The sequence below is a fragment of the Sorangium sp. So ce834 genome (assembly GCF_051521425.1).
Lineage (GTDB): Bacteria > Myxococcota_A > Polyangia > Polyangiales > Polyangiaceae > Sorangium > Sorangium cellulosum_D.
In genome coordinates this window covers 12,507,888-12,533,218 of the sequence record NZ_CP150351.1, presented here as the reverse complement: position 1 = coordinate 12,533,218, position 25,331 = coordinate 12,507,888, and the positions used below count along the sequence as shown (strand labels likewise).

The following is a 25,331-nucleotide window of genomic DNA, read 5'->3' as shown; positions in this document are numbered from 1 at the left end:
TCGCTGCATGGACGCCAGCCGGGCAGAGACGCCCTGATGAATGCGTTGAGCTCGGTATAGAGAAGCGGTATCGACTCCAGATCGGCGCTTGACGCGCGGTGCAGCGCCATGGCCTCCTCGGTGCGAGGGAGGCTACTATGGCGCTCGCTCCGAGATGTGTGCTTCGGGCGTTGATCCCGCTCGTGATGTTTCTTGCATGCGTGCTCGCGCCGGGGGGGTGCGAGTGCATCTCCGGCGACCCGCCCCTGGAGCCGCGTCCGGGCATCGTCGCCTGCCGGACCCAGAGCGCACACGGCCCTGCCACGTCGCGCGCGGCGCCAGAGGTCGAGACCGTCGCCGCCGGCACCATTCCGGGGGCGTTCTCCATCACGAGCACCGGGGAGGCGGTGTACACGATGGATCTGGCCTCCCCTCCGCCGCGCGCGGGCATAGGGCCTCGGATCGAGCTCGTCTATCGCAGCGACGGCGGCGACGGCGTGCTCGGTGCCGGCTTCTCGATCGCCGGGCTGTCCGCGATCGCGCGATGTCCGAAGAGCCTCGCGCAGGACGGGGAGATCCGCGGCGTGCGGTACGACGGCGACGACGCGCTCTGCCTCGACGGCCAGCGCCTCGTCCCCGTGGGAGAGGGGCCTGGAACCATCGAGTACCGGACGTTCCCGGATACCTTCGTCAAGGTGGTCGGGCACTACCCTCCGGAAGGCGGTGCGCCGGCCGAGGCGCTCTTCTTCGAGGCAACCCTGCCCACGGGCCGCGTCGTCGAGTACGGGCGCACCGAGGGCAGCAAGCCGCTCGCCCGGGGCGGCGTCCCGCGCGCGTGGCTCGCGAACAAGGCCCGCGACGGCCGCGGCAACGCCATGACGTACGCGTATTGCCTCGCCGAGGCGGAGGACGGCCATGCCGCCGAGTACGCTGTGGACGAGATCCGCTACACGGCATTCGACGGAACGCCGTCCCTCGAGCCTTCGCGGGCGGTACGCTTCGTGTACGCGACGAAGGATCCGGCTGCCATTCGCACCGGGTACTCGGGCGGCATGGCGCTCCAGCGCTCGCTTCGCCTTGAAGAGATCCAGATGCTCGGTCCGGGCGACGCGCTGGTCCGGAGTTACGGATTCCGCTATGAGCTCGGCCCGACGACGAGCCGCACACTCCTGACCCAGGTCGAAGAGTGCGCGAGCGACCGGGTCTGCAAGCCTCCCACGCGCTTTCAGTACAGCCACGCGAAGCTCGGATTCAAGAGGGTGACGACGGAGATCGACAAGCCGCTCTCCGAGAGGGCGAGCCCGATGGTGTTCGACATCGACGCCGACGGGCGCGACGACCTCGTGATCCCGGACATGGTCGCGGGGCTCAGCACGCCGAGGAACCCGATCACCGCGTGGCGGGTGGCGCGAAACGTCGGGCCGCGCGCCTCGCCGTCCTTTCTCGCGCCGGCGGAGCTCGCCTTCCTCGAAGAGTGGCCCACGGTCGCCGATCCGATGGGGCCCTCCGATCCCGCCCTTCTTCAGCCCGAGCTCGGGACGGTCCTGGACTACGACGATGATGGGCGGGCGGACGTGCTGCTCCATGACGTTTACGATGCCAAGACCACATGGCATGTGCTCCTGTCCCGACCGGATTGGACCTTCGCGCTCCATGACACGGGCATCCGCCGGCCCTTCCCGCTCGGGGTCACGCCCGCGCCGCCGAGCCTGAGCAGCCCCGGCGGGTCGATGCACCTCGCCGATCTGGACGGCGATGGCATGCCGGATCTGATCCAGTGCGAGGATCACGCCCGCGAGGGACAGGCACCGCTCCCGCTCGCTGCCGTGTGGGCCGTCCACCTCTGGCGACCTGCGCGCGGCGCGGCGCCCGCGGGCTTCGATTCCACGGGCGAATCGATCGAGCTGCTCATGGGCTATCCCTGCGATACGGAGCTCCACACGCTCGACATCGACGCCGATAGCAAGATCGATCTCGCCGTGCCGTCCCTGCGGCGGTTCGGCGACGGGACGGTCCTCCTCGGATCGAGCTACGACGCGATCATGCGCCGGAGCGAGGGACGCTGGGAGGTGATCGACACCGAACTCCCCGTCGTATGGCCCGGGGGCCGCGTCGTCTTTCTCGACGTGAACGGCGACGGCTTGCCCGATGCCGTCGAATCCGGCCCGGGTGACCACCAGCTCTATACCTTCTTCAACACGGGGCCGACCTTCGTGGCCTCGCCGTTTCGGACCGTGGACGCGTTCAGTTTTGGGGATCTGTTCGGTTTTCCCGATCAGGACGCGTTCTTCCGGTTCGCCGTACCGCTCGACGTCAACGGCGATGGGCGGCAGGATCTCCTCACGCCGGTTCCACCAGGCATGCTGCTGGGCGGCTCCGACGTGCTCCCGTCGTGGGCCGTCCTGCTGGCGACCGGCGACCGCGCGGGGCCGCCCTTCAGGCTGGTCGACCCGGGGCTGCCGTTCGAGGCCAGCCTCGGCGATGCGGTCACCCTCGCCGATCCGCGCGGGGCGCGCACCGGCGATGTCGACGGCGACGGCGCGCAGGACGTGATCCTGTCGCTCGGCGGCGTGTTCAACGTCTTCCGGAACCTCTCGGCCGATCAAGATCTCCTGGTCGCGGTCTCCGACGGGATGAACGCGCACGACCCGACCGAGCCGGGTTTCGTGCCCAACGTGAGCATCTCGTACGGGCATCTGACCGACGCGTCGGCGGCGACGGGCGACGGAGCTGAGGATCTGACGCGGGAGAGCCCGCTGTACGTCGCGCGTTCCGGCGCGGCGGATGACTGCGGCTACCCGCGGCGCTGTGTGGTCGGGCCTCGTCGGGTGGTCAGCGCGTACGCCCTCAACAACGGGGCGGACCGACCGCGGCGCTTCGAGGTCGGCTACCGCGACGGGCGCTACCACCGGCTGGGCCGGGGATTTCTCGGCTTCGGCGAGCGGATCGTCACCGACCTGGATACGGGCGCCGCGACGCTCGACGCGTACGATCACGTCACCTTCGACGACGATCTCCAGGTCTTTCCTTTCGCGGGGAGCGTCCAGCGGACATGGCGCTGGGCGCCGGGGCTGGCGAGCCAGCCCAGACCGGAGCAGATCGAGCTCTCGTTCGTCGGCGTGACGCGGACGCTCGTTCCGACGAACGACGGCGCGACGTACTTTACGCTGCCGACCGAGCGACGCGTGAGGCGAGCGCAAGGGATCTATCCACCACCGAGCGGCGCGACGCCCTCCATCGAGGCGTACGTGCGGGAATTCGAGGCTGGAGGCGACGGCGCGGCGCTGCTGCGCGACTCCGTGTCGACGGTGACGGACTTCGACCCGTTCGGCAATGTGCGCGCCGAGGAGGTCTCGACGAGCGGCGTCGACCTGACGTTCAAGGTCACGCGGACGTTCAAGAACGACACCGAGCGCTGGGTCCTCGGCCAGCTCCAGACGCAGAAGGAGTGCAGCGCGGCGGCGGGGATGTCGCAGTGCCGGAACCTCACGAGAACGCATACGATCTACGGCGAGGTGGAGACCGAGGCCACCGAGAGCGACGACGGCCTGCCGGACACGAAGCTGAAGATCGCCTATGCGCGCGACGACTTCGGGAACATCACCGGCGTCACGGCGGAGGACGCCTTCGGGCACCAGCGGGCATCCAGCACGGACTTCGACGAGGAGGGCATGTTCCCCGAGAAGTACGTGAACGCAGCCGGGCACACCACGCTCGTGGAGTTCGACGGCGCGCTCGGCGTGCTCCTCAAGCAGGTCGATCCGAATCAGCTCGTGACGACGTGGGCGCACGACGGCTTCGGGCGCCTCGGCGTCGAGGCGCGCCCGGACGGCACGACGACGACGGTCGCGCTCTCCCGCACCAAGGACGGCGGCCCAGAGCAGGACGCGTGGCGGGTGAGGCAGCGGCGCACCACGACCGGCGGAGCCGACGACACGGTCGAGCTCGATGCCCTCGGCCGCCCGATCCGGTGGTGGTGGTACGGGCCCGAGCCGGAACCGGCGCAGGGGTCGGGCGGTGCGAAGCGCATCCTGCAGGAGATTGGCTATGACGCGCTGGGAGAGCACATCGCGCGGCGCTCGGTGCCGGTCCGCGAAGATGCGCCCGAGAGCGAGAGGCTGTACGATCGCTATGAGTACGACGCGGTAGGCCGCGAGGTGCGGCATACGGCGCCGTGGAATGCGGTCACGACAACGGAGTACGATGGCCGGCGCGTGCGCGTCACCGACCCGCTCGACCACGTGACCGTGACCGAGCTGGATCCGCTGGGGCGAACCGGGTCGATCACCGACGCAGCCGACGGGATCACCCGCTACAGTTACGGCCCGTTCGGCATGCTCCACACGGTCACCGATCCAGGCGATGCGGTGACGCGCACGACGCGCGACGCGTTCGGCCGCGTCCGGCGGCTCGACGACCCCGATCGGGGCACGACGGTCTCGATCCATGACGGCTTCGGCGAGCTGGTTTCGTCGACCGATGCGCTCGGACGAGAAGCCACGTGGGCGTACGACGCGCTCGGCCGACCGCGCACGCGTGTGGACCGGGACGGCGCCCAGCGCGTGACGACCACGTGGACCTGGGACACCGGGGAGCACGGGATCGGAAAGCTCCACGCGCTCGCGAGCCGCGACGGGGAGAAGACGTACGGGTACACCGACCGCGGCCAGCTCGACACGATCTCGCTCCGCATCGACGGCGAGCGCGCTCCTCTGGAGGCGAGGCTCGGCTACGACGAGCTCGGTCGCGTCGAGGCGGTCACGTATCCGGCGCCGGCCGGCGCGGCGCCGTTCGTCGTGGACCACGATCGCGACGCGCACGGCCATGTGCTCGCCGTGCGCGACCGCGGAACGGGCTCCGCCTACTGGCGCCTGACGGAGGTGGACGACGCGGGGCGATTCCGGGAGGAGGTGTTCGGCAACGGCGTCGTCACGGAGCGGAGCTATTTCGTCGACAAGCAGCGCCTGAGGCACGTGGCGACGCAGAGCGGCGCGGGTGAAGTGCAGGACCTGGATTATGGGTTCGACGATCTCCTGAACCTCACGCGCCGCACCGATGCGCTTCAGCCCGAGAACACGACGGAGCGATTCCGGTACGACGCGCTCCACCGGCTGACGTGCGCGTACTTCCGCGACGTCGAGAGCGCGTCGGCGCCCTGCGCGCTCCGGTACGGCCACGATCCGAACGGCAATCTCACCTTCAAGTCGGACATTGGAACGCTCTCGTACGATGACCCGCTGCACCCGCACGCGGTCACCGGCGCCGGCGCTGACAGCTTCGCCTACCTATGAACGTGTCAAGCTCGGGACAACGATTCACGTCGACCTCCGGCCGGGAGAAGGGGCCTGCGCGGACTTGGCCCGCCGCGTCGTCGCTGGCGCTTGCCGGGCGGATGCCGGCCGGGCGGACCGCAGAGACGAGGCTGCCGCCCCAGCAGCTTCGGGCCGCGCGGGGGTCGCTGCGCGACGAGGCAGCCGCTGAGGGCGGCTGGTCTGCGCGACGTGCTTGAGCACCTTCTGCTGGCGCAGCATCCGCAGCTCGCCGTCGGACAGCGGCGCGATCGGCGGCAGCCCCTCGCGCTCGTAGATCGTATCGAGCGCGGGCACGGTGCGGGTGCGCACGCCCGAGCCGTACGCCTTGGGGCGCGGCTGTCCCTTTGGCAGCCCGGTCCGGCGCCGCTCGCCGGTCGCCTTCACGCGCATCCGGGCCAGCTTGGTGTCGGTCGAGCGCGGCACCGCATAGCGATACGGCTCGTTGTTCTTGAGCATGTGGTAGGCGATGGTCACCAGCTTGCGCGCGGTGGCCACCACAGCCACGTTGCGGTTCTTGCGCTTGGCGAGCCGTCGAAAGAAGTTGCCGAGCGGTCCTGGGTGGTTGCCGACGTGCTGCGCGGCTTGCACCAGCATCCAGCGCGCCTGCCCCTTGCCCTGCTTGGTGATGCGCCCGTGGTAGACGTGTTCGGGATCGCCCGACTGATAGGTCGAGGGCACCAGCCCGAGGTAGCTCGCAGCGTGGTCGGGCGAGCGAAAGCGCTGGATGTCTCCGAGCGCCGCCAAGAGCGTTTGCGCCACCGCCACGTCCACGCCCGGCAGCGTCATCAAGAGCCGCACGCGCGGCTCGTCGTACCCGTCGACGGCCAGCTCCTCGTCGAGCCGCGAAAGCTCCGACTCCAGCTGTCCGAGCAGCCGCAGCTCGCTGTCGAGCGCGGCGCGACCTGCGCCATCCAGCTCCAGCGTCTCCAGCCAGGCGCGTCCCTTCGTTCCAAACAGCTCGTTGACCATCGGGTGAATCAGACGCTGGTGCAAGACGGCGTGAATGCGATTCTTCACCCGCGTCCTGTCGGCCACGAGCGACGCTCGACGGTTGGTCAGCCGGCGCCGTCCTTGCGTCGCCTGATCGGGTTGCCACACCCGCGGCAGGTAGTCGGCGCGCAGCAGCTGCGCCAGCACCAGCGCGTCGACCTTGTCGGTCTTGACCTTCGCGTCGGCAATCGCCCGCGTGCGCAGCGGATTGGAGACGACGATCTCGGCCGCGAGCGGGCGGAGCACCTCCACGATGGTCCAGGTGTGGCTCGTCGCCTCCAGCGCCACACGGGCGTTCGGGCCCAGGTAGCGCTTGGCGAACCGTACGAGCTCCTCGCGGGTGCAAGGGAAGCGGACGCGACGGCGCAGCTTGCCTGCCTCGTCGATCACGGCCGCTTCGACCGCATCCTTGTGGACATCCAGGCCGACAGAGTCCATACGCTCTCTCCAGCGGTGCGAGGAGGGTCGTGCTGCCCGGGTGCCCAGGCGAGCGAGTCCTTCGATGAGGACCCGGCGAGGTGGTTGACCTTCGCGGTCGACTGGCCACCACGCCGACGGAACAACGGGTCGTACGGCACCTACCTATCCGAGCTCGAGGCTCAGCCGGGTGGGCCGGTGGGGCGGTCACATATGACAGCGGGCTCATGGCCCATACGCGAAAGCGACCGACCCCGGGGTGAACGACCCCCTCGCACCGCACTTTCTGGGGAGACAGCGTCTCACCCCGTCCCATGCCCGGTGCGAGGAAGGCCAGCATGGGACGAAATCTTTGCAACCTTTTTGACGCATGAGCTGGGCGCTGGCGTGCGTCCCGCAACGCGCTCGCTTCCTGCCGATCCCTGCTCGCCTCTCCTCTTGATCGGGGCGTCCGGCGGCCGAGGCGCGACGCTCCGGGCGCTTGCTTGTCGCTCATCCCGCCGGCGCGCCTGGGCCGCCGGACGCCGGCGCGCGGCAGACGCTGCCTCCAGTCGGCGCAGCCTGCTTGCCGCGCGCTCGCGCTCCTCCGCCTTGGCCACCGCCCGAGCCGCTGTGATTCCAGTCGCGCGACGCTCGTCGCCAGGACAGCCGCTGCTGCACACCAACGTACCGAGAGCGAATGCGGGGCGGCGGTCACACCACGTTCATAACCGGTATGACGCCGTTGGCAATCAGATCGCGCGGCCCGGCGGCACGACCGTGCGGTATACGCCGTTCGACCTGCCGGAGCGCATCACGCAGGGCGCGAGCATCATCACGTTCGCCTACGACGGCGATCAGCAGCGGATCCGCAAGACCACGCCGGACAAGGAGACGCTCTACTTCGGCGATCTGTACGAGCGGGTGACCGAGGCGGCGTCGGGCACCGTGGAGCATCGGTATCACGTCCACTCGCCGGAGCGCGTGGTGGCGATCGTGACCCGCGGAAGCTCCGGCGACGGCACGCGCTACGTGCATGTCGACCACCTCGGCTCGGTCGATGCGCTCACCGACGAGGACGGCGACGTCATCGAGCGGCGGAGCTACGACCCGTTCGGGCAGCGCAGGAACCCCGCGTGGGGAGAGCGCCCGCCGGCGTCGTTCCCGAGCGAGACGACGCAGGGGTTCACCGGGCACGAGAGCGACGACGAGCTCGGGCTCGTGAACATGAAGGGCAGGATCTACGATCCCAAGACCGGGCGGTTCTTAACGACCGACCCGATCGTGTCGATCCCGTCCTTCGGGCAGAGCTGGAATCCGTACAGCTACGTGCTGAACAACCCGCTCGCGTACGTCGATCCGGGCGGCTTTCAACAAGCGCTCCCGGAGGACGGGGCTCGCTCACCGCTGCCGGCCGGCGCGGAGTTCCGTTGGGAAGTGCTCGACCTGGCGCCGATCGGACTCAAGCTGAGTGTCGTCCCGTCCCCGGAGCACGAGGCGCGCGCTGACGCCGATCTGAGCATCGTGGCTGCCGAGACGGGCGGCGCCATGCCGCCGATCGACGTCAGCACGACCGGCAGCGCGTCCGGGTACGTGCCGCAGCCGGTGAGCACGGCGCCGGAGCACACGGGCACCAGCGCCGTGGTTGGCCAGAGCTTGCTGGGCGCCGCGGAGGGGACGGCCGAGCTGGCAGCGGGGCTCGCGCGGTCGCTGGCGCTGAACGCGCTGACGCTCGGAATCTACAGCGGATACGAGCTCGGCAGCGCGACGTGGGCGGGGTACGAAGAGGGCGGGCTCCTCGGCGCGCTGAACGCGGTGAACCCGCTCTACCAGATCGGGCGGGGCGCGGCGGACACGGCGCTCGCGATCGACGGAGGTGACTACCGGTTAGCGGGCGCGGCGGGGACGAAGACGGTGCTCCTCGCGGCAGCGGCCGTTTTCGGGACCGGGAGAGGGCTGGGAGCGATTGCCGAAGAATCGGCGGCGGTGGGAGGCGTTAGGGGAGCAGCGGCCATCGAAAGAGCCAACGCCGCGCAGGCGGCAGGCCGGACAAGTGGTGTGGCGGCCGAACTTCGCGTGGGAAATAAGACCTTCACCGACGTAAGCACAGGAGGAGCATCACGAACTATTGATCCTCGCGTGGCACAAGCACTTGACCGCGTGCCAGCGGCTGAACGGTCGCCGTTTCACGGAGCATGTGCCGAGATCGGCTGTATCACCCAGACGCTGGCGGCGGGAATCGACCCGCGCGGCGGCGTAAGCACAGCCGTGAGAATACGACGACCGGGGCATCCAGCGCACGCAAGCAGGATAGATGCCTGTCGGAGCTGTGCGGCCGTCCTCGGACAGTTTGGTGTAGATTTCTGACATCGAGGGAAGCCGATTGAACCGCACGATAGACCTACTGAACAAAATCGACGAAGAGGTCGGGCTGAACAAGCACGCGGACCGTTGCGTTCGCTTCATGGTAGAGAGTTGTATACTGATCAAAGATCGCCTGTCAGACTCGGGCACGTCGGCGCTGGTGGTGGCGCAACGATACTGGGCCGGACTGGCCACGGAAAACGAGCTCGAAGCGGCCCGAGTCGAATGTTGGCAGGAACTCGACGCAAAATCATGGTCTACAAACACTGAAGAGCCGGAAGCATGCGCAATGAGGGCAGTTATCTGCGTCTTGTATCCACGGTGGGTAGAGCGCGACGCGCTTGAGCACATGGAGTGGTTCATGCAGATGTCGAACCGAGCGGAGGACCATTGGATAGAACAGTACAACCTGTTGCACAGTCTATTTTCTGACACGCTGCACGTCCACAATTGATGAACGTGCCAGGACGTCTGGTGCGTGATGCAGCGGAGCACCCCGACCGGTGGCGCCAACGGTACGGGATCGGCTCGGCCGCCCGATCCCGTGGTGATGGCACGGGCTCTAAACGTGGATTTCGCGCCTACGAAGCCGCTCCGAGGCGTGAGAAAGCTGGCGGCGTAAACGGAACGCCTTGAAAGAAAGGCTCGGCGTGGCGACCGGTCCCGGTTGCTATGACGAAACGAAGACGCACGCCGAGCACCTCCAAGGTGCGCCGGCGCCAGCTTGGGTTCAAGAGGAAAGGCGACGGGCGGCACCAGAAGCGCATCCGGCGGCCAGACCCTTCCACAATCCACGTCAAACCCACGGAGACGAACCTGACGGGGGTCGCCGTCGAGGAGTGCATCGACCGGGCGCGCGCCGCAGCGCCGAGCGCGGTCATCTACGTGCGGATCGATGGCGCGGGGGATTACAGCGCCTTGATGCACGCCGTTGCCGTGAAGGGATGCTTTTTCCTGACCAAGGCGCGGATGAGCCCCGATCTGGTGGGCATGGTCGCACACGCTACCGGGTGGCGTACCACCGACCGGGATGCTGACGGTCGTCCTCGACGGCAGGTGGCCGAGGTCCCCTTCCGGCGCAGCGATTGGCCGGATGGGGTCCGCGTGATCGCCGTACGTACGCGCGACCGGGAGAACGGCAGGCAGATCTACCTCTGGGAGGGCCTCGACTACACGGTGGAGGTCTTCTTGACCAACGAGCCGGTCGAAGCGCCGGAAGACGTCGCGGCGCGGTATGACCTGCGCGCGGGCATCGAGCCGCTCATCGGCGATCTCAAGCACGGGTGGGGATGCGGTCGCGTGCCGAGCCACAGCTTCAACGCCAATCATGCCGCGCTGCTGCTGAAGCTGCTGACCGCCAACCTGATGCGCCGGTATGTGCTGGACCATGTTCCGCACCTGGCGAGCTGGCGAACGCCGTAGCTGCGCCGCGCGCTGATCCTCGTGCCGGGACGGTTGGCCCGCTCGGCTCGGGGCACGAAGCTGCACGTACCCGAGCGCTCGCAGCTCGCCCGCTGGCCGAATTGAGCCCGGAACCAGCCGAAAATCATCGTGGGGGTAAGGGGGACGTGTGTCTTCGTGACGCTCTGGACGCGCCTGATTGTAATCGATACCGCATTTCTTCAACCGAACACCGCTCGCGCATTGCCCTCGGCCCACTCGCGCCCCGTAGGCGCGAAATGTACGCTGAAGAGCCTGGCCGCGCCCGCACGGTGGCGGAGGGCCGGTTCATACAATGTGCTGCGGCGCTGCCCGAGCGTCATGAAATCCTTGAAGAGCTTCTCCACCTCCACCGCGGCGAACGGGATTGTCGAGCCTGGTGTCGAGCGCGGCGCACTCCGATCGCCACGCATCGCGGGTCGATTTCAGGGTCCCGATCGACGGCCGCCGCAGGATGAGCAGCAGGAGCTCATCGCCGAGGTCGCCGGATGCTGGCGGCTGCAGCAGCGCGTAGGTCCCGACCATATCCAGGCTCACCCAGCGCAGCATGAACTCGGACTCCAGCATCCGGGCGCGGCGCAGGAGCTCCCGACTCGGCTTGCGCACGATCTTCGAGGCCCATGGCCCGCGCATCTCCCATACGCCCAGGTGCCGTGGGCTCGCCCCGTGTCCCGGCTCGGCATCGATCTCGCGATCGTTCAGGAATGTCTGCACCTCCGCGAGCTCCGAGCCCAGGGTGACAAGCGTCAAGACGTTGGGGTTGCCGGGGCGACCCGTGCGCCGCGACGCGGCATCTAGCACCAAATGCTCCCACAGCCCTCCGCGCCGCCAGAACCCGCTTCCGCGGCATTCGTCAGCACAGGCCGTGCGTCTGGCGGCGTGCGGCCCCTGGCAGCGAACCCCATCACGACGCGGCGCCCGCGGAGCCACGGCAAGCTGATCTCTGCCGCATTGAAGCGTTGGACGAGCGGGCGGAGCCAGGCTCGACGCGGCAGGAATGCCAGCACGACGAGCAGGTGCGAGGGCGTGAGGATCAGGTCGGCGTCGCGCCTCAGCACCCAGCGCCGCAACGTGCGCGGGTGGGCGAAGTGGAAGCGAGGGGGCAGGGCATCGCCCAAGGCGCGGAGCGCGTCCCAGGCGAGCGCGGCGATCCAGGCGGAGAGCGCGAGCGGCCCTTGGCGAAATCCGGGGCGGTCGGGCCGACCGCGCTTGGGGTAACCGCTCGCCGAGGTGTCGAGCCACAGGTCGTGGACGCCAATTCGGTAGCCCTGCTCATGGTGCTGGCGAGTGCGGTACTCGTGCAGCAGCTCCAGGGCCGGCGTCGTGGTGTCGTGCAAGACGAAGAGCGCGTGCCAGCGGTCCTTGCCCTTCATCGCGTGCTCGCGCACGACCACGGTACGCAGGGGCCGAGCGATGCCGCGGATCGTGGTGGTCGTCTCGGCGAGCTCGATCTGCTTGGGCTTGGCGCCCTTGTACCGGCCGGGCTCCTCGTAGGGGGTGAACCGTGCTCGAGGCAATCGCTTCCAGGCGTCGACATAGCCCGGCCGACGAGGGGCGCGGATCAAGAACACGGTCTTGCCGAAGCGGTCGAGGCACTGGAGGCCTTCGTTGGTGGCGGAGGCGCCCGCATCGATGATCAGGCGAAGTTGACGGACCTGGACGCGGCGACGCACAGCGCGGAGGAAGCCGATGGTCCGCTCGATGAGCTTGCCGTTACCGCGGGTGGCGACAAGCCCGAGGAAGCGGCGCGCCTGGGGCCAGTGCAGGAAGAAGAGCTTCTCGGCGCGCATCTTCTTGTTGCGGAGGGTATGGAAGCCCTTCGCGATCTTGAACTTGCGGGTGAAGCGGGCGACGACGTGCTCGTCGAGGCTCAGTCACCCTGCGGTTTCGCAGCGCGCCCCACGCCTCGGTGGCGCGCGTGAGCTTCTTGACCCCCTCGGTCGTCACCGCGCGCACGAGCCCGCCAAGGCGGGATCGAGATATGACCTTCTTGCCGCCCGACAGGATCGCGAAGCCCGGATCGTCGAGGGTCTCGAAGTGAAAGATGCGCTCGATGCCCAGGCTCGCGCGGAAGAACAGCGACAGCACGAGGCGCCGCGCCTTGTCCGCGCTCCCCAGCGCTCTGGCCAGCGTGCGCTCCGCGACGCGACTCAGGGCGAGCGCGGCCGGCAGCAGGAGGAAGGCGCCCCCGAAAGGGGTGCGCCCGATGAGGTGGGGCGCGCGCCATGCGCCTCCGCGCGATCGTGATCCGGGCGAAAGACGTACAGTCCGTAGGCGTCGAGAAACCGGCGGAGCGTCTGCTGCTCGATGTCGACACCGAGCTCGCGCTGGATGAACGCGACCACCTCGGGCTGAGTGCATCGTGGATGGTCGACCAAGTACTTCGCGATCGGACCGGCATGCTCCGGGCGCAGCCGCGGTTGCCGGTGTCGCCCGAGCTCCGCCCAGATCGATTCGAGCATCTGGTGGGCCGAGAGCGTGCGCACGGTGCGCATGGCCCGGTCGGTACGACCAACCGCCGCGCCCACTTGCGCGGCCGTCAGGCCCATGTCCGCATGCAGGAGGAAATAGGCCGCGACGCGCAGCAGGATCGGCTGGGCCGCGATGGCGGCCCCAAACCGCACCGCCGCCTCCAGCAGGACTTGCTCCGACCGTGTCGCCCCCTCCAGCACGTCCGCATGCTCGCGCTGCCAGCGGACCCACGCCTGCTGCGGCGCCTCGCTCGCCTGTCTCGTCGCCGTGTCCGTCGTCATGATGCCCTCCCACGACGAGCATCCCACAGCGACGAAAGCCTGCAGCAGCCAGGCTCAGGCGACTATCATGCGTTGAGGCGGAAGTCGTCGGTGAGCGCTCTGAAGGGATCGGGGGCGTTTGGTGCTAGCGACTGGCTGACCGCATGGAAGGAGCTGGTGAAACCGCTCCCTTCCATGAGCACGCGCCGCACCTCCTTCCGCTGCTCTGTCTGTGCCGCGTCGAGGCAGTACCAGTAGCTCACCTCTCCAGCGTCGGCGCTTCCGGTACCGGCAGCGTCAGCACGGTAGAGAGGCCCTGGTACCAGCGCTCGAGGTGCCCGTGCAGCTTCTCGATCCACGCTTGGTCGTTCGAGAGCATCACGAAAATCGAGCGCTGGAACTCGTGCCGGCAGGCGTCGTTGAGCCGCTCGGCGAGGTAGGCGAGGATGGCGTCGGGACCAGCCTGGCGAGCCTCGTAGAAGTCCCTGGGCGACATCTCGGTCCACGGGCGCATCATGCTGTCCTTGTGCATGTCGTCGCAGACGATCAGCCGTACCCGGGACCTGTCCGATGTGGCGAAGCCCCGCAGCTCTTCGAGCCAATTCTGCGATTTGTGCTCGTCGACCAGCCTGAGCACGGTATCCCTCGTCACATCCTCGATCGCACGCTCGTCCGGCTGGTCCGTGGCCACGAGCACGTGCCATAGGTTGTTGCGGAGGTCCGGCGCGAAAGCGCCGCCGCGCGTACGCTCGTGGTCCTGCGCCAGACGCGCGCTGAACATCGACTTGCCCGAGCCCTGCGGCCCGTGAACGAGCAGCACGGCGGCGCTGCGACGCGCATAGACCTGGCGGAACGCCTTCTGAAACTGTCCGGCAAGCCGCTGCCAGTGCGCGATGTCGACCTGGTAGTTCTTGTACTGGTCCAGGTACTCGGCGCGCGGAGGGAACTCGAGCTCGCCGTACAAGTCTGCCATGGCCGAGCTCTTCGTAACACGGGGTGCGCGGCAGGACAGCGCTTCCGGGACCAGCTCGAGCTCGGCCGGCCGGACTCCTCCCCCGCCGGGGCGGTGCCGCGACGTGGACCCTCGGCGTGATCCCACGGCGCGCCGGGCGTGGGCCGCCCGACGCCCGTGAAGGCGTCGCGCGATCCCCGCTCGTGGTAGAGCACGCCCCGTGCGCGCCCGCGTGATCCGACCCCGCCACCCCTCCGCCGCGCTCCTCGCCGCCGCGGCCGCGCTCCTCTCCGGCTGCACCGGGTGCGAGACGTCGACCCGCGAGCTCCCGGCCGGCGCCGCCGCGGCCGCGTCCGCGAGCCCCGCAGCGACCCCGCTGCCCCCGGCCCGCGACCTCGTGCACCTCGTGGACGAGCTGCGCAACTGCGACATCGAGCACCGGGGGCTCCTGTTCGACACCGGCGCCAACGCCCTCCTCGGCCGCTTCGCCTGGCAGGGGACCGTGCCCACCGGCATCAAGGCGGTCGAGCACGCCGGATCCACCTGGGCGCGCATCTCGGATCGGCAGATCAAGCTCACGTTCCTCCTGCCGTCCGCGAGCCCCATCTTCGTGTCCGCCCGCGCGGTCGGCCTGGCTTCCCGGTACGCCACGATCTCGCTGGATGACCAGCTCCTCGGGACCCTCCGCTTCCAGCGCGACCAGATCCGCATCGCCTCGACCCCGACGACCACGCTCCCGGCCGACCCCGGCCTGCACACCCTCACGATCCGGTTCTCCGGCCGCCTCCGCGAAGGGGAGTCGTTCGCGGACATCGACTGGGTCCGCGTCGGCATCCCCGACGAGGACCCGGCCACCTACGGCCCTCCGACCCTGCGCGACGTCGTCGCGCCCGCCGCGGCGCTGTCGGGCGTCCCGCACCGGTCCATCGCGCTGCGCGCCCCGGGCGCCGTCCGGTGCACCTTCCGCCCGTCCAAGGTGACCCGCCTCCGCACGGCCGTCGGCGTGCTGGGCGCCGGCGAAGGCGACGCCGAGATCCGCGTCCTGCGCGATGGCCAGGAGCCCCTCGCGCTCCACCGCGTCCACGTCGAGGGCGGCGACAAGGCGACCTGGACCGACGTCGAGCTGCCGCTCGCGCCCTTCGAGGGCTCCCTCATCACCCTCGAGCTCCGCGCCACCGCCGCGGCCCGCGGCGGCCGCATCCTCTTCGGCGACCCCGTCCTCGCCGGATCGCAGGAGCCCCCGCCGCCCGTGCGCGCGGCGCGCGCCGTCGTGATCGTCGCCCTGAACGGGGTCGAGCGGCCCGATGTGCCCCCCTGGAGCGGCCGCCCCGAGCCGCACCTCGCGACGCTGTCCGAGCTCGCCACGTCCGCGACGACGTTCGATCACCACCGGGGCCCGAGCACGGTCGTGTCCGCCGTGATCGCGTCGCTGCTCACCGGGCTGCCGCCGGCGGCCCATACCGTCACCGACACCGGGGCCCGCCTCCCCGCCCGCATGACCACCATCGGCTCCATCGCGAGCGACAGCAGCATCCGGACCGGGTTCTTCACCGGCGTCCCCACCACCTTCCGGGCCTTCGGCTTCGGACCCGGCTGGTCCCGCGTCCTCGAGCACCCCCCGACCAGCGGCGAGCCGGCCACCACCCCGATCGACGCCGCCACCGCCTGGATCAGCGAGACCGTTCGCCAGGACGCCGGCAACCGCCTGCTCGCGTTCGTCCACGCGCGCGGCGGCCACCCGCCCTGGGAGGTCGGCCCGAAGGAGCTGAACGCCCTCAAGCCTGCCGATTACGCCGGCCCGATCGAGCCGCGCCGCGCCGCCCAGATCCTGGCCAGGCTGCGCAACCGGCGCCGCGACGTCCTCAGCCCCGAAGATCGGGACCGGATCCGCGACCTCTTCTCCATCGCGCTCGCCGGCCAGGACCGCGCGCTCGGCAACCTCATCGGGACCCTCAAGTCCGCCGGCCTCTGGGACGAGACCCTCTTCATCGTCACCGGCGACCTGGCCAGCGGTCGCTCCGACGCCACGCTCTACGCCGAGAGCCTCGACCTCCAGGAGCCGGTCCTGACGCTCCCGCTTTATGTCCACTTTCCCGGCGACCTTTACGCCGGCCAGCGCATCTCTGCCCCGACCGAGATCATCGACATCACGCGCACCGCCGTCGCCGCCCTCGGCCTCTCGTTCGCTCGCGAGCCGCTCGGGAAGGATCTGGCGGCCGTCGCCTCGGGCCTCCAGGGCGTCGAGCGCGACCCCCAGATCGCCGCCCTCGGCGATCGCTACGCCACGCGCTGGGGCAACCTCGTGCTTTCGGGGCGGCTCGGCGTCCCCCCCTTCCTCTGCAACCTCGACGTGGACCCGACCTGCGCGTTCAACCGACGCGAGGTGATGCCGCTCGCCACCCTGTCGCTCTTCCGGCGCACCGTGACGTTCGACCTGTCCCTGCGCGCGCCCGCGGCGCAACGGGAGCCGGCCACGATCGACGCGGAGACGGCGGCCGTGCTCAACGTATGGGGCGCGCAGTGACGCCCGCGCGACGCCGCGCCGGCGCGGCGTCGCGCTGACGATGGCCCGCTGACGGCGCCCGGCGGCGCGCGCCGCCGCGGGGCGCGGGCGAGGGCGTCCGCGACATCGCGCAGGCCGCGCACGCTCGCGCTCCGCGACGCCATCTGCCCCGCTGCGAGGCAGCATGCCCCGCTCCGCGCTCCCGCGCGCGGCGTCGATCGAGCGATCGATCGATCCATCGGCCGACGTACGCCCGCGCCCGCGCGTGCGCGTCATGCGCCCGCCGCGCGCGCGTTGGCGTGCGCGTGATGCGCTCGCTCCGCGCGCGCCGGGCGCCTGGCATGCTTCGCGCAAACGCCGCAGACCGCACAGGCAAAGCGCCTCGATGGCGCTTCATCTTTCCGTGAGAGGAGTCCCCGCATGAAGGCGACCGACCTATTGAAGGAGCAGCACCGGGAAGTCGACGAGCTCTTCGAGCGCATCGCGCAGGCCGACACCAGCGAGATCGGCGCGCTCCGGGACGAGCTCGTGGCGTGCCTCGTGGGCCACTCGGCCATCGAGGAGGAGCTCTTCTACCCCGCGACCCGGGAGGCGCTCGGCGCCTCCCCCCTGATCCCGACCTCGTACGAGGAGCACTCCCTGGTCGAGATCATGTTGCAGAAATTGCTCAGCACCGAGCCGGGTGACGAAACCTTTCACGCCAGGCTGGGTGTGCTCAAGGAGCTCGTGCGACACCACGTCGAGGTGGAGGAGCGGGAGCTCCTGCCCCAGGCCGAGCGCGCCATGGGCGCCGACCGGCTCGAGGAGCTCGGGGCCCGCCTCGAGGCGCGCTTCGACCAGGTGCGCGAGGGCGACGTCGAGGCGCTCCTGAGCCAGAACGTCGCGAAGAGCATGCCCGCCACCGGCGGCCGCCGCACGCGGGCCGCGAAGCCTCCGGCGCGCAAGGCGGCGGCCAAGCGTCCGCCCGCGAAGCGCGCGTCGACGCAGCGCGCCGAGACGTCGCGGGGCGCCCCGAAGGGCCGCCGCGGCGCCGCGGCCACGACCGGACGGAAGAAGGCGGCAGACACGGCGCCGGCGAAGACCGGGCGGGCCGCGCCCGCGCGCAAGACGGGCCGGGCGACGACGAGCCGGGCCACGGCGAGCCGGCCGGCGAAGACGAGCCGCACGGGCCGCAAGGGCGGTCGCACGAGCAACGCCTCCGCGCGCTGAGATCGCGGCACACCTCGGGAGCGCCGGGGAATGCCGGTGGACGCCGGGGAATGCCGGCGGACGCCGGGGAATGCCGGCGGACGCCGGGGAACGTCAGCGGCGCGGGGTCCGTCCGGAGGGGACGGCGGGCCCCGCGCCTGCATCGAGGTCGAAGAGCGGGAGCGTGCCGCCGGCCTTCGAGGCGGCGGCCTTCGCCGGGCCGGACTTCGGAGCAGCGGCCTTCGCCGGGTCGGCTTTCGGGGCAGCGGCCTCCGCCGCGACCTCCTCCAGCAGGGCAGGGTCGTCGTGGCCGACCGCGTTGACCCGCGTCGAGACGGCGCGCGCCGCGAGGGAGCCGCGCGGCGCCGGCCGGAGCAGCGCCTCGACGCGATCGGCGTCCGATGCCTCGCCGTCGCCGACGCCCAGCCAGAGATCCACGTCCTCGGGCGCGAGGAGGACCGGCATGCGGTCGTGGACCTGCGCCACGTCGGCGCTCGCCTCGGTGGTCAGGATCGTGAAGCGGACGTCGATGTCCCCCGCGTCGGGCTCCTTCGCCGGCTGGTACAGCCCCGCCATGCGGAGCAGCCCGCCCCCGGCAGGGTGGAACCACGTCGGCCGCCGCGCGCCCTTCGGCCCGGTCCACTCGTAGAAGCCGTCCGCGGGCACCACGCAGCGGCGCGCCGCGAACGCGCCGCGGAACGTCGGCTTCGTCCGCGCGCTCTCGGCCCGCGCGTTGGCGAGGAGCGAAGGCGCCGCGCCGCCCCCGCCGAAGCGGCCGGTGAACCCCCAGGTCGCCGCCACGAGCTCCCGCCGGCCGCCCTGCGCGCGCAGCACGGGGTGGACGGTCGACGGGGCGATGTTGTACCGGGGCCGGTAGAGCGCGGCCGCCTTCGGGTCGGCGGCGATCGCCCGAGCGGGGCCGCCGTTCGCGGCGCCCGCGCCGAGGTACGCCTCCAGCATGGCGACGAGGGATGCGAAGTCCGGAACGGCGAGGGTAAAGCGCGCGCACATACCACTAGATTAGCGCCATCCGCGCGCCTACAAGGGCGCTCCGGACGTTGGAGGAGGCCGCATGGTCGACAGCTTTGGCACGAAGAGCACGCTGACGGTTCAAGCCGATACGTACACCTACTACAAGCTCACCTCGCTGGCGCAAGGCGGCGCTTCGATCGACAAGCTCCCGTTCTCGCTCCGCATTCTCCTGGAGAACCTCCTCCGGCACGAGGACGGGCGCGTGGTGCGCAAGGACCACGTGGAGGCCGTCCTCAACTGGGACCCCAAGGCCCGCCCCTCGCAGGAGATCGCCTTCCACCCGGCGCGCGTGCTGCTCCAGGACTTCACCGGCGTCCCGGCCGTGGTCGACCTCGCCGCCATGCGCGAGGCGCTCGCGAAGCTCGGCGGCGACTCGCTCAAGATCAACCCGCTCCAGCCCGTCGACCTCGTGATCGACCACTCGGTCCAGGTCGACAAGTTTGCGTCCTCGACGGCCCTCAAGGTGAACGCGGCGCTCGAGTTCGAGCGCAACCAGGAGCGCTACGCCTTCCTCCGCTGGGGGGCGCAGGCGTTCACCAACTTCCGCGTGGTGCCGCCCGACCAGGGCATCTGCCACCAGATCAACCTGGAGTACCTCGCCGGCGCGGTCATGCGGCAGGGCGCGCTGGTCTACCCGGACACGCTCGTCGGCACCGACTCGCACACCACGATGATCAACGGGCTCGGGGTCGTCGGCTGGGGCGTCGGCGGCATCGAGGCCGAGGCGGCGATGCTCGGCCAGCCGCTCTCGATGCTCATCCCCGAGGTCGTTGGCTTCAAGCTCCACGGCAGCCTGCCCGAGGGCGCCACGGCGACCGATCTCGTCCTCACGGTGACGCAGATGCTGCGGCAGAAGAAGGTCGTCGGGAAATTCGTGGAGTTCTACGGCCCCGGCCTGAGCGCGCTCTCGCTCCCGGACCGCGCCACGATCGCCAACATGGCGCCCGAGTACGGCGCCACCATCGGCTTCTTCCCCGTCGACGACGAGACGATCGCCTACCTGCGCTTCACCGGCCGGCCCGCCTCGCTCGTCGCGCTCGTCGAGGCCTACTACAAGGAGCAGGGGCTGTTCCGCACGGACAACACCCCGGATCCGGTCTTCAGCGACACGCTCGCGCTCGACCTCGGCGACGTCGAGCCGTCGATCGCCGGCCCGAAGCGGCCGCAGGACCGCGTCCGGCTGCGCGACGCGAAGCGCGCGTTCCGCGCCTCGCTCCAGGGCATGCTCGAGAAGGAGTTCGCCGCCGCCGAGCCGGCCGCGGTGAAGGCGTTCCTCGACGAGGAGACCGGCGCGGCCGCCGCGCGCGCGCCCGCGCTCGAGAAGGTCATGCGCCCGGCGGAGATCACCGAGGGCGACTCGCGCTACACGCTGCGCCACGGCTCGGTCGTGATCGCCGCCATCACGTCGTGCACGAACACCTCGAACCCGGCGGTCATGCTCGGCGCGGGCCTGCTCGCGAAGAAGGCCGTCGAGCGCGGGCTCACGGTGAAGCCGTGGGTGAAGACCTCGCTCGCCCCCGGGTCCAAGGTCGTCTCCGACTACCTGAAGCAGGCGGGGCTCCTGCCGTACCTCGAGGCGCTCGGCTTCCACCTGGTCGGCTACGGCTGCACGACGTGCATCGGCAACTCCGGGCCGCTGCCGGACGTGATCGGGGACACGGTCCGCCACAACGACCTCGTCGTGGCGAGCGTCCTGTCCGGCAACCGCAACTTCGAGGGCCGCATCAACCAGCACGTGCGGATGAACTTCCTCGCCTCGCCGCCGCTCGTCGTCGCCTACGCGCTGCGCGGCGACGTCGACGCCGACCTCTTCAAGGAGCCGGTCGGCACCGATCGCAACGGCGAGCCGGTGTACCTCAAGGACATCTGGCCGAGCTCGGCCGAGGTCAACGAGGCCATCCGCACGGCGGTGCGGCCCGAGCAGTTCCAGGCGCAGTACGAGAACGTGTTCGCCGGCGACGAGGAGTGGCAGAAGCTCTCGGTCCCGGGCGGCCAGACGTTCGTGTGGGACGAGTCCTCGACGTACGTGCGCAGGCCGCCGTTCTTCGAGGGGCTGTCGAAGGACCCCGAGCCGCTCGGCGACATCCGGGGCGGGCGCGTGCTCGCGCTGCTCGGGGACTCGGTGACCACCGATCACATCTCCCCGGCCGGCAACATCGCCAAGAACAGCCCGGCCGCGAAGTACCTGGTCGAGCACGGCGTCGCCCCCGCCGACTTCAACTCGTACGGCGCCCGCCGCGGCAACCACGAGGTGATGATGCGCGGCACGTTCGCGAACATCCGCCTGAAGAACCTGCTCCGCCCCGGCGAGGAGGGCGGCATCACGGTGCACCTGCCCGACGGCGAGAAGACGACGATCTACGACGCGGCCATGCGGTACAAGGCGGAGGGCGTGCCGCTGCTCGTGATCGCCGGCGCCGAGTACGGCACCGGGTCGTCGCGCGACTGGGCGGCGAAGGGGACGAAGCTGCTCGGCGTGCGCGCGGTCATCGCGAAGAGCTTCGAGCGCATCCACCGGTCGAACCTGGTCGGCATGGGCGTGCTCCCGCTCGAGTTCGCGCCGGGCGAGGACGCCGGGACGCTCGGGCTCACCGGGCGCGAGGTGTTCGAGATCGCCGGCATCGCGGACAACCTCACGCCGGGCAAGAAGCTCAACGTCGTCGCGACCGGCGAGGGCGGCAAGACGACGACGTTCACGGTCACCGCGCGCATCGATACGCCGAACGAGGTCGACTACTACCAGCACGGCGGCATCCTCCAGTTCGTGCTGCGCAGCCTGGGCGCCACGGCCTAGCGCCTCCTCGCCGCGCCGCTCCCGCCGCGCCGGGCGGCGGGGAAGCGGCGCGGTGGGGACGGCGAGCGGACCCCGTCCGAATGCGGAGCGGTGCGTCGCGGCTGCTGACGCGCGTGCAGGCTTCGGCTAAACCCTGGGGCATGCTCGATCCCCGCTACGTCGCAGATCACCTCGATGAGGTGCGCGCGTCGCTCGCTCGTCGCTCGCCCGCCGCCGCCGCCACCCTCGGAGACGACTTCGCCTCCACGGTCGGCACGCGCCGGTCGAAGATCCAGGAGCTCGAGCGGTGGCAGGCGGAGCGCAACGCGGCGAACGACGCGATGGCGCGCCTCGACAAGAAGTCGCAGGAGTTCGCGCAGAAGCGCGACGAGCTGAAGGCCCTGTCCGGGCGGATCAAGGAGGCCGAGCAGGTCGTCTCGGAGCTGGAGAAGCGGCTGACCGAGCTGCTCGCCGGCGTCCCCAACCTGCCGGATCCGTCGGTGCCCGACGGCGCCGGGGACGAGGACAACGTGGTGGTCAGGACGTGGGGCGAGAAGCCGAGCTTCTCGTTCACGCCGAAGAACCACTGGGACATCGGCACCGCCCTCGGCATCCTCGATTTCGAGCGCGCGGCGAAGCTCTCGGGCGCGCGGTTCACGGTGCTCGTCGGCGCGGCGGCCCGCCTCGAGCGGGCGCTCATCTCGTTCATGCTCGACCTGCACACGCGCGAGCAGGGGTACCTCGAGGTGCTGCCGCCGTTCCTCGTCAAGGACTCGGCCCTGTTCGGCACGGGCCAGCTGCCAAAGTTCGCCGAGGACCTGTTCAAGACGCAGAAGAGCGACCCGGAGCGGGCGTACGACCTCTACCTCATCCCGACGGCCGAGGTCCCGGTCACGAACCTCCACGCGGACGAGATCCTCGACGGCGCGTCGCTGCCGATCGCGTACGCGGCGTACACGCCGTGCTTCCGCAGCGAGGCGGGCAGCCACGGGCGCGACGTGCGGGGGCTCATCCGGCAGCACCAGTTCGACAAGGTCGAGCTCGTGCGGTTCTCGGCGCCGGAGGACTCGCCCCGCCAGCACGAGCTCCTCACCGCGCACGCGGAGGAGGTGCTGAAGCGCCTCGGCCTCCACTATCGCGTCTCCGCGCTCTGCGCCGGCGATCTCGGCTTCGGCGCGCAGAAGACGTACGATCTCGAGGTGTGGCTGCCCGGGCAGGGGGGCTACCGCGAGATCTCGAGCTGCTCGAATTTCGGCGACTTCCAGGCGCGCCGCGCCCAGATCCGCTACCGGCCGGAGCCGAAGGCGAAGCCGCGGCTGGTCCACACGATGAACGGGTCGGCGCTCGCGGTGGGGCGGACGGTGATCGCGATCCTCGAGCAATACCAGCAGGCGGACGGGACGGTGGTCGTGCCGGAGCCGCTCCGGGCGTTCATGGGCTGCGAGGTCCTCCGCGGCAGGTAGCGGCCATGGGAGCGGACGAGGAGGCCAAACGCGAGCTCCCGGAGCCGCGGGGCGGGCGCGAGCTGGGCGAGGGCGAGCGGCGCTCGCAGCTGCCGCCGTCGCGTCGCGGGCGTGAGGTGGGCGACGGGGAGCGGCGCTCGCAGCTGCCGGAGTCGCGGGGCGGGCGCGAGCTGGGCGAGGGCGAGCGCCGCCCGCAGGTCCACGCGCCGTCGACCCCCGCCGAGACCTCCATGGCGCTCGCGCGCCGGCGGCTGCTCGAGCTCTGCAAGCGGCACAAGGACGAGCTGATCGACGACTGGATCGAGAACGTGCTGGCGCTGCCGCCCGAGCGCGGCCGGTACACCGACCGGCCCGTCGGCGAGGTGACGGAGAACGTCCGCTCCTGGCTCGCCGCCTTCACCAGGATCCTCGAGGACGGCAGCGAGGCGCTGCTCGACGCGTTCATCACGCACCTGGTCGAGCAGCGTTACGCGACCGGGTATTCCATCAGCGGCCCGCTGATCGCCGCCTCCGAGTTCCGCACCGCGGTCGCGGGCGTCCTCGACACGACCCACGACGACGGCGACGCGGACGGCACGTCCTCCATCGACGTGCTCCGCGCCGTCGACGCGCTCTTGCTCCAGTTCGAGCACCGCTTCGCCGAGGCGTACGCCCAGCGCTCGCTGTTCGCCTCCGAGGAGCGCTACCGCGAGATCGTCGAGCTCTCGTCCGACGTCCTCGCGACGATCGACCAGGAGGGCATGCTGACGCGGCTGAACGTGCGCTTCGAGGTGCTCTTCGGGCACTCGCGGCAGGCGTGGATCGGCCGGCCGATCACCGCGCTCGCCGTCGCGGCGGACGTGCCGGCGCTGCGCGCCCTCGTGATGTCCGCGTCCCGGTCCGAGGCGCCCCGGGAGGCCACCATCCGCTGCGCGACCCGCGCCGGGCTGACCAAGGTGATGACGGTCCGGATCACGCGGCTCTACGGCGAGGACGCGTCGCTCGCGCTCATGCGCGACGTCACCGAGGAGGTCGCGCGCCGCGCGCAGATCCTCCACAGCGAGAAGCTCGCCTCGATCGGCCAGGTGGCGGCGAGCGTGGCGCACGAGCTCAACAACCCCATGGCGTGGGTGATGGCGAACCTCGAGCAGATCCGGAGCGGGGCGCACAAGCTCGTCTCGGCGGCGCGCCCGGTCGCGTCGGGCTCCTACGAGGACCTGCTCCGCGCCATCGACCTCATCGATCGGTCGTGCCACGAGGCGCTCGCCGGCGTCGAGCGGATGCGCGACATCGTGACCGACCTCAACCTCTTCTCGAGCAGCAGCGAGCGCAAGCCCGAGCGGGTCGACCTCGTCGACGTGATCGAGCTCGCGCTGCGCATGACGGGGCCGCAGCTCAGCCAGCTCTGCCGCATCGAGCGCCACTACGGCGAGATGCCCCCGCTGGTCGGCTACCCGGGCAAGCTCTCGCAGGTGTTCGTGAACCTGTTCATCAACGCCGCCCAGGCGATGCCGAACCGCCCGCGCGACGAGAACCTGGTGCGCGTGACGGCGCGCTTCGACGACGGGGTGCACCACGTCGAGGTCGAGGACAACGCGCGCGGCATGACCCCCGAGGTCGTCGAGCGCATCTTCGACCCGTTCTTCACGACCAAGGAAGAGAGCGCGCGGCCGGGGATCGGGCTCTGGGTGTCGCGCAACATCGTCGAGGAGCAGCACGGCACCATGACGGTGTCGAGCAAGCCCGGCATCGGCACCGTCTTCACGATCCGCCTGACCGGCCTGAGCCCCGCGGATCTGCCCGCGCTCCGCAAGCCGCCGGAGCCGCCGCGCCTGTCGTCGCGCGGGACGATCCTGTTCGTCGACGACGAGCCGATGCTCCTCAACGCGTTCGCGCGCGCGTTCGAGGAGCGGCACGAGGTGCTCGTGGCGAAGAGCGGCCACGAGGCGCTCGACCTCCTGCGGGACCGCGGCGGCCGGATCGACGCGATCGTCTGCGATCTCCTGATGCCGCAGATGAGCGGGATGGCCCTCTACGACGAGATCGGCGAGCGGTTCCCGCAGCTCCAGCCGAAGATGGCCTTCATGTCGGGCGGCGCGTTCACGCCGACCGCGCGCGAGTTCGTCGAGCGGGTGGACAACCCGAAGATCGCGAAGCCGATCTCGCTCGACGACCTGGAGCGGGTGATCGCCGATCTCCTCAGCGGCGGGCAGAAGCGGGGGCACTAA

Annotated in this window: 16 protein-coding genes and 1 pseudogene; 9 read left to right on the top strand and 8 right to left on the bottom strand. The window is 70.4% G+C overall.

The genetic code is table 11. The features are described 5' to 3' along the window. The first annotated feature begins 137 nt into the window (after positions 1–137). Positions 138–5,270, top strand: coding sequence for a SpvB/TcaC N-terminal domain-containing protein (locus tag WMF20_RS46170; RefSeq protein ID WP_437617235.1), 5,133 nt, complete (start codon positions 138–140; stop codon positions 5,268–5,270). A gap of 24 nt (positions 5,271–5,294) precedes the next feature. On the opposite strand, the gene WMF20_RS46165 is transcribed toward WMF20_RS46170, so the two are convergent. Next, entirely contained in the window at positions 5,295–6,719 is a 1,425-nt protein-coding gene (locus WMF20_RS46165) for an IS110 family transposase (RefSeq protein ID WP_437606630.1), read from the bottom strand. 738 nt (positions 6,720–7,457) lie between these two features. On the opposite strand from WMF20_RS46165, the gene WMF20_RS46160 reads away from it, so the two are divergent. The 3 genes and pseudogenes from WMF20_RS46160 to WMF20_RS46150 all read left to right on the top strand — a co-directional run. Beyond that, the gene (locus WMF20_RS46160) at positions 7,458–9,044 is read left to right on the top strand and encodes an RHS repeat domain-containing protein (protein WP_437608114.1); all 1,587 of its coding nucleotides are present in this window, start codon (positions 7,458–7,460) and stop codon (positions 9,042–9,044) included. A 16-nt stretch (positions 9,045–9,060) separates the two neighbouring features. Continuing rightward, entirely contained in the window at positions 9,061–9,495 is a 435-nt protein-coding gene (locus WMF20_RS46155; protein WP_437608113.1) for a hypothetical protein, read from the top strand. A gap of 377 nt (positions 9,496–9,872) precedes the next feature. Then, positions 9,873–10,568 (top strand): annotated as a pseudogene (locus tag WMF20_RS46150) (transposase); the annotation flags it as partial. A 201-nt stretch (positions 10,569–10,769) separates the two neighbouring features. Here WMF20_RS46150 and WMF20_RS46145 read toward each other — a convergent pair. The 6 genes from WMF20_RS46145 to WMF20_RS46120 all read right to left on the bottom strand — a co-directional run bounded on the left by WMF20_RS46145 (position 10,770) and on the right by WMF20_RS46120 (position 14,177). After that, complete coding sequence (locus WMF20_RS46145; RefSeq protein WP_437608112.1) at positions 10,770–11,231, bottom strand: hypothetical protein; 462 nt, start codon at positions 11,229–11,231, stop codon at positions 10,770–10,772. 44 nt (positions 11,232–11,275) lie between these two features. Continuing rightward, positions 11,276–12,271, bottom strand: a complete 996-nt coding sequence (locus WMF20_RS46140; RefSeq protein ID WP_437608111.1) for a hypothetical protein — start codon at positions 12,269–12,271, stop codon at positions 11,276–11,278. Then, complete coding sequence (locus tag WMF20_RS46135) at positions 12,195–12,569, bottom strand: hypothetical protein (RefSeq protein WP_437608110.1); 375 nt, start codon at positions 12,567–12,569, stop codon at positions 12,195–12,197. The genes WMF20_RS46140 and WMF20_RS46135 overlap by 77 nt, the downstream gene beginning before the upstream one ends. Before the next feature lie 62 nt (positions 12,570–12,631). Continuing rightward, positions 12,632–13,234: a hypothetical protein gene (locus WMF20_RS46130; RefSeq protein WP_437608109.1), complete on the bottom strand. Its 603-nt coding sequence runs from the start codon at positions 13,232–13,234 to the stop codon at positions 12,632–12,634. Between the two features lie 65 nt (positions 13,235–13,299). Next, on the bottom strand, positions 13,300–13,476 hold the full coding sequence (locus WMF20_RS46125) for a hypothetical protein (RefSeq protein ID WP_437608108.1): 177 nt from the start codon (positions 13,474–13,476) through the stop codon (positions 13,300–13,302). Beyond that, complete coding sequence (locus tag WMF20_RS46120; protein WP_437608107.1) at positions 13,473–14,177, bottom strand: AAA family ATPase; 705 nt, start codon at positions 14,175–14,177, stop codon at positions 13,473–13,475. Before WMF20_RS46120 ends, WMF20_RS46125 begins: the two co-directional genes overlap by 4 nt. Positions 14,178–14,397: 220 nt before the next feature. On the opposite strand from WMF20_RS46120, the gene WMF20_RS46115 reads away from it, so the two are divergent. Further along, a complete protein-coding gene (locus tag WMF20_RS46115; RefSeq protein ID WP_437608106.1) occupies positions 14,398–16,689 on the top strand; it encodes a sulfatase-like hydrolase/transferase in 2,292 nt (763 codons plus the stop codon). 399 nt (positions 16,690–17,088) lie between these two features. Beyond that, entirely contained in the window at positions 17,089–17,877 is a 789-nt protein-coding gene (locus WMF20_RS46110; protein WP_437608105.1) for a hemerythrin domain-containing protein, read from the top strand. Positions 17,878–17,970: 93 nt separating this feature from the next. Here WMF20_RS46110 and WMF20_RS46105 read toward each other — a convergent pair whose 3' ends face one another. Continuing rightward, on the bottom strand, positions 17,971–18,867 hold the full coding sequence (locus WMF20_RS46105) for an SOS response-associated peptidase (RefSeq protein ID WP_437608104.1): 897 nt from the start codon (positions 18,865–18,867) through the stop codon (positions 17,971–17,973). 61 nt (positions 18,868–18,928) lie between these two features. On the opposite strand from WMF20_RS46105, the gene acnA reads away from it, so the two are divergent. The 3 genes from acnA to WMF20_RS46090 all read left to right on the top strand — a co-directional run bounded on the left by acnA (position 18,929) and on the right by WMF20_RS46090 (position 25,331). Continuing rightward, complete coding sequence (acnA, locus tag WMF20_RS46100) at positions 18,929–21,682, top strand: aconitate hydratase AcnA (RefSeq protein ID WP_437608103.1); 2,754 nt, start codon at positions 18,929–18,931, stop codon at positions 21,680–21,682. 140 nt (positions 21,683–21,822) lie between these two features. Continuing rightward, positions 21,823–23,124: a serine--tRNA ligase gene (serS, locus tag WMF20_RS46095; protein ID WP_437608102.1), complete on the top strand. Its 1,302-nt coding sequence runs from the start codon at positions 21,823–21,825 to the stop codon at positions 23,122–23,124. A 5-nt stretch (positions 23,125–23,129) separates the two neighbouring features. Beyond that, a complete protein-coding gene (locus WMF20_RS46090) occupies positions 23,130–25,331 on the top strand; it encodes an ATP-binding protein (RefSeq protein WP_437608101.1) in 2,202 nt (733 codons plus the stop codon).

Excerpts from the sequence above, each read along its gene's own strand:
- WMF20_RS46140 (WP_437608111.1), bottom strand. The coding sequence starts at position 12,271 with ATGCGCGCCGAGAAGCTCTTCTTCCTGCACTGGCCCCAGGCGCGCCGC.
- WMF20_RS46170 (WP_437617235.1), top strand. The coding sequence starts at position 138 with ATGGCGCTCGCTCCGAGATGTGTGCTTCGGGCGTTGATCCCGCTCGTG.
- WMF20_RS46090 (WP_437608101.1), top strand. The coding sequence starts at position 23,130 with ATGGGAGCGGACGAGGAGGCCAAACGCGAGCTCCCGGAGCCGCGGGGC.
- WMF20_RS46105 (WP_437608104.1), bottom strand. The coding sequence starts at position 18,867 with ATGTGCGCGCGCTTTACCCTCGCCGTTCCGGACTTCGCATCCCTCGTC.
- WMF20_RS46110 (WP_437608105.1), top strand. The coding sequence starts at position 17,089 with ATGAAGGCGACCGACCTATTGAAGGAGCAGCACCGGGAAGTCGACGAG.
- WMF20_RS46165 (WP_437606630.1), bottom strand. The coding sequence starts at position 6,719 with ATGGACTCTGTCGGCCTGGATGTCCACAAGGATGCGGTCGAAGCGGCC.
- serS (WP_437608102.1), top strand. The coding sequence starts at position 21,823 with ATGCTCGATCCCCGCTACGTCGCAGATCACCTCGATGAGGTGCGCGCG.
- acnA (WP_437608103.1), top strand. The coding sequence starts at position 18,929 with ATGGTCGACAGCTTTGGCACGAAGAGCACGCTGACGGTTCAAGCCGAT.
- WMF20_RS46130 (WP_437608109.1), bottom strand. The coding sequence starts at position 13,234 with ATGACGACGGACACGGCGACGAGACAGGCGAGCGAGGCGCCGCAGCAG.